At 71.4% G+C, this 17,754-nt stretch carries 17 protein-coding genes and 1 pseudogene; 12 read left to right on the top strand and 6 right to left on the bottom strand.

The genetic code is table 11. From position 1 onward, the window contains the following. The 3 genes from ACWIF2_RS27420 to ACWIF2_RS27410 form a co-directional block, all read left to right on the top strand. Nucleotides 1-150 (top strand): nitroreductase/quinone reductase family protein (locus ACWIF2_RS27420; RefSeq protein ID WP_454363379.1); only part of this gene is annotated, 150 nt, incomplete at its 5' end. A gap of 97 nt (nt 151-247) precedes the next feature. Beyond that, entirely contained in the window at nt 248-1,588 is a 1,341-nt protein-coding gene (locus ACWIF2_RS27415) for a wax ester/triacylglycerol synthase family O-acyltransferase (protein ID WP_454363378.1), read from the top strand. A gap of 108 nt (nt 1,589-1,696) precedes the next feature. Further along, nucleotides 1,697-3,199, top strand: coding sequence for an SDR family NAD(P)-dependent oxidoreductase (locus tag ACWIF2_RS27410; protein ID WP_454363376.1), 1,503 nt, complete (start codon nt 1,697-1,699; stop codon nt 3,197-3,199). Here the strand turns inward: ACWIF2_RS27410 and ACWIF2_RS27405 are convergent. Together ACWIF2_RS27405 and ACWIF2_RS27400 are read right to left on the bottom strand one after the other, a co-directional pair. Next, on the bottom strand, nt 3,178-4,020 hold the full coding sequence (locus ACWIF2_RS27405) for an SDR family oxidoreductase (RefSeq protein ID WP_454363374.1): 843 nt from the start codon (nt 4,018-4,020) through the stop codon (nt 3,178-3,180). The genes ACWIF2_RS27410 and ACWIF2_RS27405 overlap by 22 nt on opposite strands. Nucleotides 4,021-4,045: 25 nt before the next feature. After that, entirely contained in the window at nt 4,046-4,495 is a 450-nt protein-coding gene (locus tag ACWIF2_RS27400; protein ID WP_454363372.1) for a hypothetical protein, read from the bottom strand. A 453-nt stretch (nt 4,496-4,948) separates the two neighbouring features. On the opposite strand from ACWIF2_RS27400, the gene ACWIF2_RS27395 reads away from it, so the two are divergent. Together ACWIF2_RS27395 and ACWIF2_RS27390 are read left to right on the top strand one after the other, a co-directional pair. Next, the gene (locus ACWIF2_RS27395) at nt 4,949-5,122 is read left to right on the top strand and encodes a hypothetical protein (protein WP_184587767.1); all 174 of its coding nucleotides are present in this window, start codon (nt 4,949-4,951) and stop codon (nt 5,120-5,122) included. Nucleotides 5,123-5,179: 57 nt separating this feature from the next. Further along, nucleotides 5,180-5,662, top strand: coding sequence for an N-acetyltransferase family protein (locus tag ACWIF2_RS27390; protein WP_454363371.1), 483 nt, complete (start codon nt 5,180-5,182; stop codon nt 5,660-5,662). Nucleotides 5,663-5,696: 34 nt separating this feature from the next. Here ACWIF2_RS27390 and ACWIF2_RS27385 read toward each other — a convergent pair whose 3' ends face one another. Together ACWIF2_RS27385 and ACWIF2_RS27380 are read right to left on the bottom strand one after the other, a co-directional pair. Continuing rightward, complete coding sequence (locus ACWIF2_RS27385) at nt 5,697-6,119, bottom strand: VOC family protein (RefSeq protein WP_454363369.1); 423 nt, start codon at nt 6,117-6,119, stop codon at nt 5,697-5,699. Between the two features lie 206 nt (nt 6,120-6,325). Then, nucleotides 6,326-7,669 carry an amidase gene (locus ACWIF2_RS27380; RefSeq protein ID WP_454363368.1) on the bottom strand — a complete coding sequence of 448 codons (1,344 nt, stop codon included), beginning with the start codon at nt 7,667-7,669 and terminating at the stop codon, nt 6,326-6,328. A 226-nt stretch (nt 7,670-7,895) separates the two neighbouring features. Between ACWIF2_RS27380 and ACWIF2_RS27375 the strand changes: the two genes are divergently transcribed. Genes ACWIF2_RS27375 through ACWIF2_RS27365 form a run of 3 tightly spaced genes read left to right on the top strand, consistent with a single transcriptional unit; the run spans nt 7,896 to nt 12,449 of the window. Further along, entirely contained in the window at nt 7,896-9,749 is a 1,854-nt protein-coding gene (locus ACWIF2_RS27375; RefSeq protein WP_454363366.1) for a family 20 glycosylhydrolase, read from the top strand. Nucleotides 9,750-9,761: 12 nt separating this feature from the next. Continuing rightward, nucleotides 9,762-11,300, top strand: coding sequence for an alpha-L-fucosidase (locus ACWIF2_RS27370; RefSeq protein ID WP_454363364.1), 1,539 nt, complete (start codon nt 9,762-9,764; stop codon nt 11,298-11,300). Between the two features lie 42 nt (nt 11,301-11,342). Further along, a complete protein-coding gene (locus tag ACWIF2_RS27365; protein WP_454363362.1) occupies nt 11,343-12,449 on the top strand; it encodes a serine hydrolase domain-containing protein in 1,107 nt (368 codons plus the stop codon). 99 nt (nt 12,450-12,548) lie between these two features. On the opposite strand, the pseudogene ACWIF2_RS27360 reads toward ACWIF2_RS27365, so the two are convergent. Further along, a pseudogene (locus ACWIF2_RS27360) lies at nt 12,549-12,683 on the bottom strand (substrate-binding domain-containing protein); the annotation flags it as partial. A gap of 99 nt (nt 12,684-12,782) precedes the next feature. Here ACWIF2_RS27360 and ACWIF2_RS27355 point away from each other — a divergent pair. Continuing rightward, nucleotides 12,783-13,256, top strand: coding sequence for a carboxymuconolactone decarboxylase family protein (locus ACWIF2_RS27355; protein ID WP_454363360.1), 474 nt, complete (start codon nt 12,783-12,785; stop codon nt 13,254-13,256). Here the strand turns inward: ACWIF2_RS27355 and ACWIF2_RS27350 are convergent. Further along, nucleotides 13,249-13,989 (bottom strand): FadR/GntR family transcriptional regulator, encoded by a 741-nt coding sequence (locus ACWIF2_RS27350; RefSeq protein ID WP_454363358.1) that lies wholly within the window; start codon nt 13,987-13,989, stop codon nt 13,249-13,251. The genes ACWIF2_RS27355 and ACWIF2_RS27350 overlap by 8 nt on opposite strands. A 166-nt stretch (nt 13,990-14,155) precedes the next feature. Here ACWIF2_RS27350 and ACWIF2_RS27345 point away from each other — a divergent pair, with 166 nt between their 5' ends. Genes ACWIF2_RS27345 through ACWIF2_RS27335 form a run of 3 tightly spaced genes read left to right on the top strand, consistent with a single transcriptional unit; the run spans nt 14,156 to nt 17,737 of the window. Next, on the top strand, nt 14,156-15,229 hold the full coding sequence (locus ACWIF2_RS27345) for a sugar ABC transporter substrate-binding protein (RefSeq protein ID WP_454363356.1): 1,074 nt from the start codon (nt 14,156-14,158) through the stop codon (nt 15,227-15,229). After that, a complete protein-coding gene (locus ACWIF2_RS27340; RefSeq protein WP_454363354.1) occupies nt 15,226-16,716 on the top strand; it encodes a sugar ABC transporter ATP-binding protein in 1,491 nt (496 codons plus the stop codon). The genes ACWIF2_RS27345 and ACWIF2_RS27340 overlap by 4 nt, the downstream gene beginning before the upstream one ends. Beyond that, complete coding sequence (locus tag ACWIF2_RS27335) at nt 16,709-17,737, top strand: ABC transporter permease (protein WP_454363352.1); 1,029 nt, start codon at nt 16,709-16,711, stop codon at nt 17,735-17,737. Before ACWIF2_RS27340 ends, ACWIF2_RS27335 begins: the two co-directional genes overlap by 8 nt. Nucleotides 17,738-17,754 lie beyond the last annotated feature (17 nt).

Here is a 17,754-nt window from a genome sequence, read left to right as displayed (position 1 = left end):
CTCCAGGACGGTCCCGTCAAGCGGGACATGACGGCCCGTGAGGTCACCGGCGCGGAGAAGGCCGCGTGGTGGGAGCGGGCGGTGGCGGCGTATCCGCCGTACGCCGACTACCAGAAGAAGACGGAGCGGGAGATCCGGGGCGGGACTTAATCTGCTGTTAACTGTACGTAGCCTGATCGTACTTGACCGTAATCGGCTGGGGGCGGTTGACTGCTGACCCACCCCGTCGTCGACGCGAGGCAAGCCCTTGACTGCTGACCTGCTCGCTCCTCTCGACCTGGCGTTCTGGAACCTCGAGTCCGCCGAGCACCCGATGCACCTCGGGGCGCTCGGGATCTTCCCGGCCCACTCGCCCGCCGCGGGTGCCCACGCAGCGGACCTGCTCGCGGCCCGCGCCGCCGGCGTGCCCGGACTGCGGATGCGCATCCGCGACGTGTGGCAGCCGTGGCCCTCGGCGCTGCGCCGGCCGCTCGCCTTCGGCGGCGCGGCCCGGGAACCGGACCCGGACTTCGACTCCCAGCACCATGTGCGGCTGCACGCCCCGACCGCGGACTTCCACGCGGCGGCGAGCCGGCTCATGGGGCGTCCGCTGGAGCGCGGCCGGCCGCCCTGGGAGGCCCATGTACTGCCGGGCGAGGACGGGAACTCCTTCGCGGTGCTGTTCAAGTTCCACCACGCCCTGGCCGACGGGCTGCGGGCCCTCACCCTCGCCGCGGGCGTCATGGACCCGATGGACCTGCCCGCGCCCCGGCCCCGCACCGTCGAGCCCCCGCGCGGCCTGCTGCCGGAGGTGCGCGACCTGCCCGGGATGGTGCGGGGCGCCCTGTCCGACGTGGGCCGGGCCCTGGACATCGGCGCCTCCGTCGCCCGCTCCTCCCTCGATGTGCGCTCCACCCCCGCGCTCACCTGTGAGCCGAGCGGCACCCGCCGCACCGCCGGAGTCGTTCTCGACCTCGACGACGTGCACCGCGTCCGCAAGACCGTCGGCGGCACCGTCAACGACGTGCTGATCGCCGTCGTAGCGGGCGCCCTGCGCCACTGGCTCGACGAGCGCGGCGACGGCAGCGAGGGCGTCACGCCCCGCGCACTGATCCCCGTCTCCAAGCGTCGACCGCGCACCGCCTACCCACAGGGCAACCGGCTCTCCGGTTACTTGATACGGCTTCCGGTGGACGATCCGGACCCGCTGGCGCGCCTCGCCTCGGTCCGCACCGCCATGGACCGCAACAAGGACGCCGGCCCCAACCGGGGCGCGGGCGCCGTCGCCCTGCTCGCCGACCACGTCCCCGCTCTCGCCCACCGGCTCGGCGGGCCCCTGGTCGGCCAGGCGGCCCGGCTCTGGTTCGACATCCTGGTGACCAGCGTGCCCCTGCCCAGCCTCGGCCTGAGACTCGGCGGCCATCCGCTGAGCGCCGTGTTCCCCTTCGCCCCGCTGCCTCCCGGCCACTCCCTGGCGGTGGCGGTCTCGACGTACCGGGGCAGTGTCCACTACGGCCTCGTCGCCGATGCCGAGGCCGTCCCCGACCTCGACCGATTCGCGGCCGCCCTCTCCGAGGAGGTGCGGACACTGATCACGGCCTGCGAGTAGTGATCAGGAGCGGGTTTGGCGGTCCGGCCCGGCGCTCCGTAAAATTCGCCCTTCGAATGCGGGCGCGACCGGCGCGCCGCGACGGCAGAGCAGGGAACGACAGCGGCGATGACGGTGACAGAGGACGGCCCGCAGGCCATGGACGAGGCGAGCGGGCTCTCGTACGGACCCGGCATCGACCCGGAGCGTCTGGCCGTCTGCCTCAGCGTGCTCGAGGAACTCGACAAGCTGGAGGTCGACCACCCGGACGCCATCGCCGTGCGCCGGGCCACCGCGGGTGTCTACCGCACGGTCAAGCAGCGCCGCCGCCAGGAACGCCGGGCCGCCAAGACCGCCCACGACAAGGCGGTCACGGAGGCCACGGCGACCGGCTCCGCCCAGCGCATCGACGACGAGACCGAGGGCCTCCTGCCGTCGTCGGCCACCGAGGCGGGCAGGATCGCGGGGATACTCCAGCGCCCCCGCTCCTGCTACACCTGCAAGGCCCGCTACGTGGAAGTCGACTACTTCTACCACCAGCTCTGTCCCGACTGCGCCCGTGTGAACCGCGAGAAGCGCGACGTCCGCGCCGACCTCACCGGCAAGCGCGCCCTGCTCACCGGCGGCCGCGCCAAGATCGGCATGTACATCGCGCTCCGGCTGCTGCGCGACGGCGCGCACACGACGATCACCACCCGCTTCCCGAAGGACGCCATCCGCCGCTTCAAGGCGATGGACGACTCGGCGGACTGGATGCACCGCCTCGAGGTCGTCGGCATCGACCTGCGCGACCCCGCCCAGGCCGTGGCCCTCGCCGACCAGGTCGCCGAGGCGGGCCCCCTCGACATCCTCGTCAACAACGCCACGCAGACCGTGCGCCGGCTGCCCTCCGCCTACGCCGCCCTGGTCGACGGCGAGAGCGCCCCGCTGCCCGCCGGGGAACTCCCCGCCCACCACGTCATCGGAGCCTTCAACTCCGGCGCGGTCGACGGCCTGGCCGCGCTGCCGCTGGGCACCAGCGGCCTCGACGCGCAGAAGGTCGCCGACCTCGCCCTGGTCGCGGGCAACGCCAGTGTCGAGCGGCACCTGGACGGCACGGCGATCGACGCGGGCGGGCTGGTGCCCGACGTGGTCGACTCCAACACCTGGGTGCAGACCATCGAGCAGATCTCCCCGGTGGAGCTGCTGGAGACCCAGCTGTGCAACTACACGGCGCCGTTCATCCTGATCAGCAAGCTGCGGCCGGCGATGGCCGAGGCCGCGAGGAAGGCGGCGAGCGGGCGGGCGTACGTCGTGAACGTCTCGGCGATGGAGGGGGTCTTCGGGCGCGGGTACAAGGGAGCGGGGCATCCGAACACGAACGCCGCGAAGGCCGCGATGAACATGGTCACGCGGACCAGTGCGCAGGAGATGTTCCAGGGCGACGGGATTCTGATGACCTCGGTCGACACGGGGTGGATCACGGACGAGCGGCCGCACTACGACAAGCTGCGGCTTGCGGAGGCGGGGTTCCATGCGCCGCTGGATTTGGTGGATGGTGCGGCTCGGGTCTATGACCCGATCGTGCGGGGTGAGGCGGGGGAGGATCTGTACGGGGTCTTTCTGAAGGACTACGCGCCGGGGAAGTGGTAGACGGAGCCGGGTGAGGCGTCCGCGGGTTGTGGGTGGTCGCTCGCGCAGTTCCCCGCGCCCCCAGGGGGTTGCAGTGCCGCCCGCACCCGCGTGCCCCCGTCCACCACCAGGTCCGCGCCGGTCACCCACTCCGCCGCGTCCGACGCCAGCCACAGCACCGCCCGGGCCACATCCTCCGGCTCCCCGATCCGCCCCAGCGGGAGCCCGGCGGCCACCTGTTCCTCGCCCGGTTCCCATACGAACCGGGCCATCTCCGTGCGAACCAGGCCGGGGGAGACGGAGTTCACCCGGACAAGGGGGCCCAGCTCGCCCGCCAGCTGCTGGGTGAGGTGCAGCAGCGCGGCCTTGCTCGTGCCGTACGCGCCCACGTTCGGGCCGACGTGTCCGGCGCCCTCCGTGCACACGTTGACCACCGCTCCGCCGTGTTCCGACATCCAGGACCGCCACGCGCACTGGACGAGCCGCAGCGGTGCCTCGACGTTGACGGTGAAGGCCTCGCTCCAGGCCTCGGGGGCGGCGTCCATGAGCGGCCCGTACGGCTGGTTGGTCGCCGCGTTGTTGACCAGGATGTCGAGGCGGCCGAACTCGCGCAGGGCCAGCTCGGTCAGGCGCCGGGGATGGCCGGGGTCGGCGACACTGCCCGCGAGCCCGATGCCGCCCAGTTCCTCAGCGGTGCGCCGTACCTCGTCGGCGTCCCGCGCGGTCACGCACACCGATGCTCCGGCGTTCACCAGATGCCGGGCGACGGCCAGCCCGATCCCGCGCGTCGCCCCCGTGACCACGGCGGCTCTGCCCTCCAGCCCGTACGACGAGGACCCCATCGACGTACGGTCTCATGACACTCCGTCAGTCAACAGCCCCGAGGCGGGAGTTGCGCGCGGCCAAGAGGTCCAGCACCGTGCGCCAGTCCTCCAGGACCCCGGCGTCGAACCCGGCCGTGCGGCCCTCCTCGATCGCCTGGCGCAGGGTGAGGAGGTCGTCGTCGGCGGCGGCGTCCCGGCGGGGACACCGGCGGACGAGGCGGGAGACCCGCTCGCCCAGCAGGGCCCGCACCGCCTGGGCCGCGTGGTCGGCGCGCGCGGCCGGATCGCCGGGCCACAGCAGCCCGCCGACGGGCTGCACCAGACCCGCCACTTGAAGCTCCTTGTCGGCCGGGCGGCCGCGGCGCAGCAGCGCGGCGGTCCGCAGCGCGTGGTCGTGGAGGTCGACCGGCGGGCGGTCGCGGTCCGGGGCGTCCCTGGTGCCCCGGCAGGTGTACAGCAGATCCATCAGCTCCTCGACGCTGCGCAGCTCCATGCGTCAGTCCTCCTGCGAGACAGCCGTTGCCGTGCGGCAGCAGATCATGGCGAGCTTTCGACTCAGCCAACGGCACTTGAACTGCGCAACCGTGTCGAAAGCGCCTACGCCCTTGTACGCCGTTCGGGTGGTACTCAAAACGCCTGTGAGTGAACAAATCGTCGCCTAAACCCGAGTTGAACACCAGATGACGCGCGATTGTTACCGGCCGTTTTCAGCCCCATCGAGCGGGGGGGCGCTCATTTGGTTAATCTGGTCCGGACGGACAGCAGTACGGGGTCCTACCCACACCCACGGTCCGTCATGGGACAAGCCGGTACACCATGGCCTCTCCCGTGAGTCGACCGGCGCCACCGCGTCCGAACTGCTTTTGACATCAAACCCATAGGGGCGTCAGGCGCAGCAGGACCGGCGCGTGCGTCCCGAGGGTGACCGACACATAAGGAGTGCGCGGTGACACCGGAGAAGACGAATCGAGATCAGCGCCCCAAGGAACGCAGCGAGCGCGCCGGCCGGCGGGCCGACGAGCTCGGGAGCCTTGACGTGTGGGCCCGGTCGGCCCCGATCCGCCTCGCGGGCTACGAGGAGGACCTCGCGGAGCCCCACATCCTGCCCAGCGTCGACTGAGCACGGGCGCACCCCCTCCACGATCACCGAGCGCATGGGCGTGCCAGACTCACGCCCATGCTGATCAGGGAAGCAACGGCTGACGACTGGCCGCGTATCTGGCCGTTCTGGCACCACATCGTCGCCGCGGGCGAGACCTACGCATGGGACCCGGGTACCTCCGAGGAGGAGGCCCGGGTCCTGTGGATGAATCCGGCGAAACAGGTCTATGTCGTCGAGGACGACAGCGGCCGTGTCGTCGCCTCCGCCTATCTCACCCCCAACTACGGTGGCCCCGCAGCCCGTATCGCCAACGCCGGCTTCATGGTCGACCCCGGCCACGGCGGCCGTGGCTACGGCCGTGCCCTCGCCGAACACCTCCTGACCGAAGCCAGGGCCGCCGGCTACCGGGGCATGGTGTTCAACGCCGTCGTCGAGACCAACCCGGCCGTGAAGCTGTGGATGTCCCTCGGCTTCACGGTCCTCGGCACGGTGCCGGAAGCCTTCGACCATCCCCGGGACGGCCGGGTGGGGCTGCACATCATGTACCGGGCGCTCTAGAGTCCCCAGCAGACATCGGCACCCCCGGCGGTCGTCAGGTACGGACGTACGGCCGGGTCATGATCTCCATGTTGTGCCCGTCCGGGTCGTCGAAGTAGGCGCCGTTTCCGCCGAAGAGGTCGTTGACGCGACCGGGCTCGGTGTGGCCGGGGTCCGCGTAGTGAGTGACCCCGAGCGCCTCCAGGCGGCCGATCATGGTGTCGAACCGCTCCTCGGGCACGAGGAACGCGTAGTGCTGGGACTGGATCGGCTCGTCGCGCTTCTCGTAGTAGTCGAGGGTCACGCCGTTGCCCAGGTCGACGGGCAGGAACGGTCCGAAGGGCGCACCGACCTCCAGGCCGAGGACGGCCGCCAGGAACTCCGCCGACAACTGGCGGTCCGAGGCGAACACGACGGTGTGATTGAGGTGGGCGACGGTGGTCGGCAGCGCGGGCGGCGTGTGCTGTGCGTGGGACATGAGTGGGTTCGTCTCCGGGTTCCGGGATCCGTGGTGAGGCGCCGTGGTGGCGCGGGGGACGGGGAAACGGAGGCGAGAGGCGGGGCGCGTGCCCTCTCCGGCTCTCGGACGGGCCCGGGCGGGGTCACCCCCGCCGCGCTCACGTCGAGGCCGGGCGCCTCACTCGTGCATGGCCTACGGCCGACCCGGCAGTCACCCGGCCGACTCTAGTTCACCGGCGCCGTACGCTGCCACGGGATTCTCGCCTCCAACTGCTCGGCCAGGGACAGGAGTCGGGACTCCGTACCCGGGCGTCCCACCAGCTGCACGGCACAGGGGGTGCCGGAGGGGAGGGTTCCGCAGGGGACGGACATGGCGGGCCAGCCAGTCAGGTTCCACGCGGGCGTCAGCGGCGAGTAGTTCGTGTTCGCCAGCACATTGCGCAGCCAGCCCCGCTCGTGCCAGGGCGCGGCCTTCGGGGAGCGGCGGGCGAGCGCGGGGGTGAGCAGCACGTCGTACTCGGCGAAGAAGGGCTCCAGCCGCCGGCGCAGTTGTTCCCGGCTCGCCCCGGCGCGTGCCGTGGCCACGAAGGGCCGGCCGAGTGCGGAGTGGACCCGGGTGCGGCGTGTGAGCAGACCTCGGTCGAGGTGCCGCGCGTCCGCTGCCGTGCCCGCCGTCCAGTGGATCAGCGAGGTCAGAGGGAGCGACATCGGGTAGGGCGGGTCGGCGCGCCGGACCTGATGGCCCGCCTTCATCAGCACCTCGGCCGCCTCCCGCGCGGCGGCCGTGTACGGCCGGCTGATCGTGACCCCGGCCAGGGGGCTGCGCAGCGACAGGGCGATCCGGAGGCCGCTCGGCTCGGACCGGGGCTCGGGCTCGGTGCCCGCGAGGACCGACAACATGAGTCGGGCGTCCTCGACCGTCGTGGCGAGGGGCCCGTTCTCCGACATGCCGAACCAGTCGCTGTCCCCGACGCCGGTCGGGACCACCCCGTGGCCCGGCTTGATGGTGACGAGGCCGCAGTTGGCGGCCGGTATGCGCAGCGAGCCCATGCCGTCGTTGCCGAGGGCGATCGGCACCATCCCGGCGGCGACCGCGGCGGCGCTGCCGCCCGACGAACCGCCCGCCGAGCGCGTCGGGTCCCAAGGGTTGCGGGAGATGCCCAGCACGCCGTCCGTCGTGCCGAAGACACACAGTTCCGGGACGTTCGTCAGCCCCACCACCACCGCGCCCGCCGCCCGCAGCCGGGCCACCGTCCCATGGTCCTCGGCCGCCGGTGTGCCGGGTGTGGCGGCCGAACCGACGCGCCGGGACTCGCCACGCACGGTGAGGTTGTCCTTGACCGCCACGGGCACCCCGGCCAGGGGCAGATCGGCGAAGTCGCCGCGCGCGGCCACCTCCTCGGCCTCGGCCAGTGCAGCCTCGGCACGCACCGTGCGAAAGGCCCCGACCCGGCCGTCGAGCCGCCCGATCCGGTCGAGGTGCTCGGCGACCACCTCGCGCGGGGTGACCCGCTTCTCGCGGACGGCGGCGGATATCTCGGCGGCGGTGCGGCCGGCCCAACTGGTCACGGGGAACTCCTCGGAGGGGAGAGGCACGGGCTTACTGGCGAGTACGTAGGGAGAACTGTGCACCGGCAGGGGGCGCACGTCGAGGTCACCGGCCGGATAGCGCTCCGCAGTACGCCCCGTGCGCCCCCGGACATCCGATCAATGGGTCAACTTTCGTGCCTGCATGCCCCATTGACAGTCGTCGACGCCAGCTCAATGATCAGACGTCCGATGAATGGGGAGCCGTATGACTGAGCGCGGAAGACGGCGAACGTGGTGGCCCGGAGTCCTGGCGGCACTGGCGCTGCTCTTCACGGCGGCACCGGGTACACCCGCTGTTGCGCGCGAGGAGCAGCGGACACCGGTCACCGTGCCCGCACTCACCGACTGGTCCCCGGAAGCCGGGAGTTACGCCTACGGCCGGGGCACCCGGCTGGTGGCCGTCACCGGGGCCGAGCGCCGGGTCGCCGGCACCCTCGCCGCCGACCTCCGGGCGGCCGGTCACGGCACGGTCCCCGTCGTAGGGGGCGGAGCCCGGGCCGGTGACATCGTTATCGACATCCAGCCCGGCAGATCCTCGCTCGGCCCGGAGGGCTACGAACTCCACGTGGGCCGGAGGCTGTCGGTGACCGGCGCGACCGAGACCGGCGCCTTCTACGGCACCCGGACCCTCCTCCAGCTCCTCGCCCAGGGCGACCGCGTCCCCGCCGGACGCACCGTCGACGTGCCGCGCTACAAGGAACGGGGCGTCGGCGTCTGCGCCTGCTACGTCCACGTCTCGCTGCCCTGGCTGGAGAACCTGGTGCGCGAGATGGCGTACCACAAGCTCAACCAGCTGCTCCTCGAACTGAAGGTGAAGAGCGACGCTCACCCCGAGGCCAACACCTGGGGCTACTACACCAAGGACGAGATCCGCCGGCTGGTCGCGCTCGGCGAGAAGTACCACGTCGAGATCATTCCCGAGATCAACTCCCCGGGTCACATGGACCCGTGGATAGAGAACCGCCCCGACCTCCAGCTCACCGACACGGACGGAAACAAGCAGCCCTCCCGGCTGGACATCACCCGGCCCGAGGCCTTCGCCTACTACACGAGCCTGATGGACGAGTACGCCGAGGTCTTCCCCGGGCGGGACTGGCACATGGGCGCCGACGAGTACATGCTCGGCTCCGACTTCGCCAAGTACCCGCAGGTCCTCAAGTACGCGCGGGAAAGATACGGCCCGGACGCCACACCCCAGGACGCGTTCGTCGACTTCGTCAACCGCGTCCACGCCTACGCGGCCGCCGAGGGCAAGCGACTGCGCATCTGGAACGACGGGCTCACCGGTGCCAACACCGTGCCGGTCGCGGCCGGTACGACGGTCGAGCACTGGCTGAACGTGGCGGTCAAGCCCAGCCGGCTCATCGCCGAGGGGTACCCCTTGATGAACGCGGCGTACGCGCTCTACCTCGTCCGCGGCGGCTTCCACACCGACACCGAGGCGCTCTACGACCAGAGCTGGGACCCGCGCGGCTTCGAGGGCGAGAAACTGACCTCCAGCGAAGGTGTCACCGGCGCGAAGATCAGCCTCTGGCCCGACAACGGCCGCGGGGAGACCGAGAACGAGGTGGCCGTCGCCCTGTGGCCCGCCCTGCGGCACATCGCCCAGGCCACCTGGGGCGACCCGCATCCCGACGCCACCTACGACGGGTTCACCGCACGCGGTACGGCCGTGGGCCACGCGCCCGGATTCCGTGACCTGACCCGGGTGCCGGTCGCGGACGGGACGTACACGTTCCGGGCGTCCGGCAGGTCGTTCACCGCCGCCGTCCGGCGCACGGCCGACGGCTACGCCACCCTGCGAACCCAGGACGGCTGTCTGGAGGTGCGGGGCGGGAAGCTCACGCTCAACGTGCCCCTTCAGCCGGGCGTCGAGGTGACGCCGCAGACCTGCGACCCCGCCGGCACCATCCAGCGCTGGGCGCTGGAGCCGGCCGGCGAAGGCGGCTACCGGCTCGTCAACGCCATCACCCGGATGACGGTGAGCGTGACGGACGACGGCCGGATCGCGCAGTACCCGCCCGACCAGCGCACCCCCGCCGTCTGGCAGCTGACCTGAGGAGTCGTCGCCATGGCCGTGTCCCGACGCGTGTTCGTCGCATCAGCCGCCGTCCTCGCCGCGACCGCCGGCATGACGGCACCCGCACTCGCGGCCCCGCCGGACCCCCGTCGCAGCCGTATCCCCGTCGGCCCCGACGACAGCCCGGAGGACCTGGTCCGCAAGGCCTCCCAAGTACGCCCCACCGCAGGGCAGATCGCCTGGCAGCGCCTGGAGCGCACCGCCTTCCTGCACTTCGGCGTGAACACCTTCACCGGCCTGGAATGGGGCACCGGCGACGAGGACCCCGACGTCTTCCAGCCGGCCGGCCTCGACACCGACCAGTGGGCCCGCGCCCTGCGCGACGGCGGCTTCAAGCTCGCCATCCTCACCGTCAAGCACCACGACGGCTTCGTCCTCCACCCCTCCCGCTACACCGGCCACACGGTGGCGTCGAGCAGCTGGCGCGACGGCCGGGGCGACGTCCTGCGCGACTTCGCCGACTCCATGCGGCGGCACGGCATCAAGGTCGGCGTCTACATCTCGCCCGCCGACGAGAACCAGTATCTGCACGGCGTGTACGCCAACGGCAGCGCCCGCGCCGACCGCACGATTCCCACCCTCGTCGACGGCGACGACCGCACCCCGCCCCGCTCGTACACGCTCCCCGCCACCGACTACGGCGCCCATATGCTCAACCAGCTCTACGAGGTGCTCACCGAGTACGGCCCGGTCGACGAGGTGTGGTTCGACGGGGCCCAGGGGCACATCCCGCCGGACAAGGTCGAGAAGTACGACTGGGACAGCTGGTACGCCCTCGTGCGGTCCCTCGCCCCGGACGCCGTCGTCGCCGTGACCGGGCCGGACGTCCGCTGGGTCGGCAACGAGGGCGGGCTGGCCCGGGAGGACGAGTGGAGCGTCGTCCCCGTCCAGGAGAAGGACTACGGACGGACCGACTACGCCCTCTCCTACGACGCCCCCGACATGGGCAGCCGGGACGCCCTGGTCACGGCCCGGCCCGTCGCCGACTACCTCCAGTGGTGGCCCGCCGAGTGCGACGTGTCGATCCGGGACGGCTGGTTCTACCACGCCGACCAGCGGCCCAAGAGCGTCGAGCAGTTGACGGACATCTACTTCCGGTCCGTCGGCCGGAACTCGGTACTGCTCCTCAACATCCCGCCGGACACCGAGGGGTTGCTGCCCGCCGTCGACGTCACACGCCTGCGGGAGTTCCGCGAGCGGATCGACCGCGAACTGCCCGAGGACCTGGCGCACGGTGCCCGGACCAGCACTTCGCCGGGCCGGGTCACCGTCGACCTCGGCCGGGAGCGGGAGGTGGACCGGGTCCGGCTGGCGGAGGACATCAGGTACGGCCAGCAGGTGGAGAGCTTCGTGGTGGAGGCGTATCGCGACGGCGGCTGGAGGGAGGTGGCCCGGGCGGGGGTCGTCGGAGCGAGCCGGATTCTGCTGCTGCCAGGCGCAGTGCGGGCCAGGCGGTGGCGGCTGCGGGTGACCGGCTCGCGCGCGGCGGCCCGGCTCGCGGAGTTCGGGCTGTACCGCTCACGGGTCTAATTCGGTTGACCGGGGCGGGGCCGTACGGGCTGGATGGGGCGTATGGCCGACATCCAGGGCACCTACGACCGTCTGTTCATCGCCGTGCCGAACGCGCTGGCCGACATGCTGGACGCGGGGGACGCCGGCGGCTCCGTCGCGGTCTTCGTGGACGGCGAGCCCGTCGTGGACGTGTGGGGCGGCTTCGCGGACGCAGACCGCACCGTCCCGTGGGAGCACGACACGATCGTCAACGTGTGGTCCGTGACCAAGACGATGACGGCCCTGTGCGCCCTGGTCCTGATCGACCGGGGCGAACTGGACCCGGACGCGCCGGTCGCCCGCTACTGGCCGGAGTTCGCGGCGCAGGGCAAGGAGAAGGTGCTCGTGAGGCACCTGCTCTCGCACACGGCCGGCCTGCCCGACTGGGACGGACCGGTAGACGAGCTCTACGACTGGCAGGCCGCCACGTCCCGGCTCGCCGCGCGGGTTCCCCGCTGGGAGCCGGGCACCGCCGCCGGGTACCACTCCCTCACCCAGGGTTTCCTGGTCGGCGAGGTGGTGCGCCGGGTCACCGGCCGCAGCGTGGGGGACTTCCTCGCCGCGGAGGTGACGGGCCCGCTGGGCGCCGACTTCCACATCGGTCTGCCGCCCGAGCACGACCACCGGGTCGGCCCCGCGATTCCGCCACCGGGCCGGGACGAGGACTACGCGGCGAGCGCACCGGGCAACCCGACCGGCTCCGAGGCGGGCAACGGCGTCCGCGTCCGCGACGGCAACAGCACGGCCTGGCGCCGCGCACAGATCCCGGCGGCGAGCGGCTATGGCAACGCCCGCTCGGTGGCCCTGGTGCAGTCGGTCCTGGCCTGCGGGGGAGAGGTGGGCGGCGTACGGCTGCTGTCCCGGGCCGGCTGCGACAGGGCCTGGGAGGAACAGTTCGACGGCGACGACCGCGTCCTCGGCATGCCGATGCGCTGGGGACTGGGCTACGGACTCTTCGGCACCGCGTACGGCTGGGGCGGCTGGGGCGGCTCCCTCATGATGCTGGAGCCCGACAGCCGGATGGTCGTGGCCTACGTGACCAGCCAGATGCGCGAACCCGCCGAGGACACGCGGGGGATGGAGATCGTGACGGCGGCGTACGAAGGGCTCCAGGGGCTGCGCCTCTGAAGCGGGCGACGGGGCGGCGCGCGAGCGACGGCACCGGACGGCGACGCCATGGGCGCGTCACGTGCGCCACCCCCGCGCTCCCGCGCTCGATCAACGTAGGGACAGGGCGGAGAGCCATGGCTTGGCCATGCGGCACAGGGCCGAGTCCTCCCAGGAGACGACCGAGACGTCCGCCGGTACGGAGAATCCGAGTTCGGCCGCCGCGGCGGCACCGGCGACGGCCATCACGTCGCGGATAGTCGGTGACGCAGGTCACTACTGCCGATGTCACATCGCGGTGAGCCGCTGACTCATAGGGGTGAACGCGAAACGACAACGACAGAGGAGCTCACCATGAGCGCGCGACTGGACGTCTTCGCCATCCCGAGTGCGAGCAAGGTCATCAAGCAGTTCACCGCCCTGGGGCGGCTGGTCGTGGAGTCTCCGTTGCCGGCCGCCACCCGGGAGCTGGTCTCGCTCCGTGTGAGCCAGATCAACGGATGCGCGGTCTGCATCGACATGCACACCAAGGAGGCCACCGCCGCAGGCGAGAGCTCCGTACGTCTCCATCTGGTCGCGGCGTGGCGGGAGGCCACGGTCTTCACCGAGGCCGAGCGCGCCGCGCTGGAACTCGCGGAGCAGGGGACCCGCATCGCGGACGGGGCCGGCGGTGTCCCGGAAGAGGTCTGGGAGCGGGCCGCCAAGCACTATGACGAGGAGCAGCTCGCCGCCCTCGTGACCCTGATCGGCTTCATGAACACCGCGAACCGGTTGAACGTTATGCTGGAGCAGCCGGCGGGCGACTATCAGGCCGGTCAGTTCAAGTAGCGGCGGAGCGCCGGGCCCTGGGACTGTCCTGGGGCCCGAGCTGCGCCCGCAGCCACTCCTCCACCTCGCCCACGTGCGCGGCCGCCGCCGCGCGGGCCGCCTCCGGGTCGTGGGCGGCCAGGGCGCGGTGGATCGCGGCGTGTTCACGGCGGGTGCGTTCGAAGGCGCCCTCCTCCTGGTAGCCGCGCCAGACCCGGGCCCGGAACGTCCGTGAGGACAGGCCCTCCAGGATCGCGGCCATGGTCTCGTTGCCGGCCGCCGCCGCGATCTCCCGGTGGAAGGCCAGGTCGTGGGCGAGGATCTCCTCCGGATCGTCCGTGGCGTTCATCGCCGCCAGGTGCTTCTCGACCTCGGCCAGCCCCTCGTCGGTGATCCGGGCGGCGGCCAGAGCGGTCGCCGTCGACTCCAGGATCCGCCGGATCTCCAGCAGCTCCACCAGACGCGGGCCGCGCGACAGGTCCGCCACGACGCCGAAGGTCTCCAGCAGGTCGCCGGCCTCCAGCTGGGTGACGTAGATGCCCGACCCGTGCCGGGCCTCCAGCACGCCCAGCACCGTGAGCGCGCGGATCGCCTCCCGCATCGAGCTGCGGGAGATGCCGAGCTGCGCGGCCAGATCACGCTCGGTCGGCAGCCGCTGGCCCGGCTCCAGCCGGCCCTCGCCGATCATCGCCTTGATCCGCTCGATGGCGCGCTGCGTCACGGTGCCCTTCTGCGGGGCCGTCTCGTCGTCCACGCCGTTCCTCCGATCACAGGCTCCGGCGCAGTCTAACCAGCGAGGTGGTCGGACCACTATGAGCCTGGAGCGCGAAAATGTGCCTCCGCAGGGTGTTCTGGCGGGGGAGTGGTCTGATAAGTATGCGGGCATCTGCTCGAACCCCGGTCGATGGGAGCCCCCTCAGATGCCCGGAACCACAGTGCGGAAGCGGAACAGGTCCCGGACCGTCGGCGCGGTGGCGCTGGCCGCCGGTGCCTCCCTGGTGCTCGCCGCGTGCGGCAGTACCAAGGACACCGGCGCATCCGGTGCCGGCGGCGGTGACGGCAGCGGCAAGGTCGGGGTCGTCCTGCCCCTGCTGACCTCGCCGTTCTGGCAGTCGTACAACGACTACGTGCCCAGGATGGCGAAGTCCGAGGGCGTGGACGCGATGAAGACCGTCAACTCCAACAGCGACCCCTCGCAGCAGATCACCGACATCAACAACCAGCTCAACCAGGGCGTCGAGGGCCTGGTCGTCGCCCCGCTGGACAGCGCCGCCATCGAGGCCGGCCTCGACCAGGCCGAGCGCAAGGGCGTACCGGTCGTCGCCGTGGACGTGGCACCCGACAAGGGCAAGGTCGCGATGGTGGTCCGCGCGAACAACGTGGCGTACGGCGAGAAGGCCTGCCAGTACCTCGGCGAGCACATCCCCTCCGGCAAAGTCGTGCAGATCATGGGCGACCTCGCCTCGGTCAACGGCCGCGACCGCTCCGAGGCGTTCCGCGCCTGCGTGAAGAAGAACTTCCCGAAGCTCAAGGTCCTGGAGATCCCCGCCAAGTGGGAGTCCGACGCGGCGGCCTCCAAACTCGACACCCTCCTCAACGCCAACCCAGACATCAAGGGCATCTACATGCAGGCGGGCGGCGTCTATCTCGCGCCCACCCTCCAGACCCTCAAGTCCAAGGGAATGCTGAAGAAGGCCGGGCAGCCGGGCCACATCGCCATCGTCTCCAACGACGGCATCCCGCAGGAGTTCGACGCGATCCGCAAGGGCGAGATCGACGCGACCGTCTCCCAGCCCGCCGACGCCTACGCCAAGTACGGCATGTACTACATCAAGGCGGCCATGCAGGGGAAGAAGTTCAAGCCCGGCCCCACCGACCACGACTCGACGATCGTGAAACTGCCCAGCGGCATCCTGGAGGACCAGCTGCCCGCGCCGCTGGTGACGAAGGACAACGTCGACGACCCCAAGCTCTGGGGCAACACGGTCGAATGAGCAGCCCACTGGTTGAAGCGCGGGGCATCGTCAAACGGTACGGCCCCACCACCGCCCTCGCCGACGGCCGGCTCTCCGTCCTGCCGGGTGAGTCCCACGCCCTCGTCGGACGCAACGGCGCCGGCAAGTCGACCCTGGTCAGGATCCTCACCGGCCTGGAAGCAGCCGACGAGGGCACCGTCCGCTTCGACGGCGACCCCGCGCCCCCGCTCACCGACCGGGACGCCTGGCGCCGCAAAGTCGCCTGCGTCTACCAGCACCCGACGGTCGTCCCCGAACTGACCGTCGCCGAGAACCTGTTCATCAACCGGCAGCCGCTCCGGCGCGGGTTCATCAGCTGGCGCCGTCTGAAGTCCGAGGCGGCCCGGCTCCTCGACACCTGGGACGTGCGCGTCGACCCGGAGGCCCGCACCGCCGACCTCAAGGTCGAGGACCGGCAGATGGTGGAGATCGCCCGGGCGCTGAGCTTCGGCGCCCGCTTCATCATCCTCGACGAACCCACCGCCCAGCTCGACAACCGGGAGATCGAGCGGCTGTTCACACGCATGCGCGCCTTGCAGGACTCGGGCGTCACCTTCCTGTTCATCTCGCACCACCTCCAGGAGGTGTACGAGGTCTGCCAGACCGTCACGGTCCTGCGCGACGCCCGCTGGATCACCACGGCGCCGGTCTCCGAGCTTCCCCGCCAGGCCCTGGTGGAGGCGATGGCGGGGGAGACGATCGCCGACCAGGCCGAGCGGCAACGGACCCTCGGGGCCAGTGGTCCCGTCCTGCTCGACGTCAGCGGCCTCACCTCGACCGCGTACGAGAACATCGACCTCACCATCCGGCGCGGCGAGGTCGTCGGACTCGCCGGATCGAGCGCCAGCGGCAAGATCGAGCTCGCCGAGTCGTTCACGGGCCTGCACACCCCCACGAGCGGCACGGTCCGGCTGGACGGACAGCCGCTGCCGTTCGGCGATGTCCGCAAGGCTCTGGAGGCCGGCGTCGGCTTCGTGCCCCGCGACCGGCACGAGCAGGGTCTGGTCTTCGGCATGTCCATCGGCGACAACACCACCCTCAGCGTCCTGGACCGGCTCGGCCGCTTCGGCTTCGTCGGCACCGAACGCAGACGCGATGTCTCCACCGCGCTGATCGAACGCCTCGACATCCACGCGGCAGGCCCCGAACAGCCCGTCTCGGACCTGTCCGGCGGCAACGCGCAGAAGGTCGTCATGGCCCGGGCCCTCGCCTCCGACCCGCGGCTCCTGGTCCTCGTCAACCCGACCGCGGGCGTCGACGTGAAGTCCAAGGAGTCCCTGCTCGCCCGTGTCGACACCGCCCGCGAGGACGGCACCGCCGTACTCGTCGTCTCAGACGAACTCGACGACCTCAGGCGCTGCGACCGGGTCCTCGTCCTCTTCCACGGCCGTGTCGTCGCCGAGCACCCGGCGGGCTGGCGCGACCACGAGCTCATCGCCTCCATCGAAGGAGTGGACCATGGCTGACACCAAGGCGGCCCCGCCGCTCGCGCCCGCGCGAGCCACCGACCCGCGCGCCGCCAAGGCAGTCCTGCTCCGCCGGGCCCGCGAACTCGCCCTCGTCCCCGCCCTGTTGCTGCTCCTGGTGCTCGGCACCGTCGTCAACGACTCGTTCCTCACCGAGCGCAACATCGTCTCGATCCTCGGTGCCTCCGCCGCCCTCGCGATGGTCGTGCTCGCCGAGTCGCTCGTCCTGATCACCGGCAAGTTCGACCTGTCCCTGGAGTCGGTCGTCGGTATCGCGCCCGCCGTGGGCGCGCTGCTCGTGCTGCCCGCGGCCCAGTCCGGCTGGGGCACCGAACTCCCCGCCGCCCTGGCCCTGTTGGCGATCCTCGTCGCGGGCGCGGCCGTCGGCGCCTTCAACGGCATCCTGGTCGTGAAGTTCAAGCTCAACGCGTTCATCGTGACGCTGGCGATGCTGATCGTGCTGCGCGGACTGCTGGTCGGCGCGACCAAGGGCAAGACGCTGTTCGGAATGCCCGACAGCTTCTACTCGCTGGCGACCACCACCTTCCTCGGCGTCCCGCTGTCCGTGTGGCTCGCCGCGGGCGCCTTCGCGGCCGCCGGTCTTGTGCTGAAGTACCACCGGGTCGGGCGCGCCCTGTACGCCATCGGCGGCAACGCGGACGCCGCCCGGGCCGCGGGCATCCGGGTGGAGCGCGTCATGCTCGGCGTGTTCGTCGTCGCGGGCGTCCTCGCCGCGGTCGGCGGCATCATGCAGACCGGATACGTCGGCGCGATCAGCGCCAACCAGGGCCAGAACATGATCTTCACGGTGTTCGCGGCCGCGGTGATCGGCGGCATCGCCCTCGACGGCGGCAAGGGCACCATGTTCGGCGCCCTGACCGGCGTACTCCTTCTGGGTGTCGTGCAGAACCTGCTCACCCTCGCGCAGGTGCCGTCGTTCTGGATCCAGGCCATCTACGGCGGGATCATCCTGGTCGCCCTCATGATCGCCCGGGTCACCACCGGCCGGGCCCAGGACTGACGCCCCCGCCCCCTGCA

The sequence above is a fragment of the Streptomyces sp. NPDC055506 genome (assembly GCF_053643595.1).
Note: the sequence above shows the minus strand (reverse complement) of the source record. Positions and strands in the feature narration are given on the sequence as shown.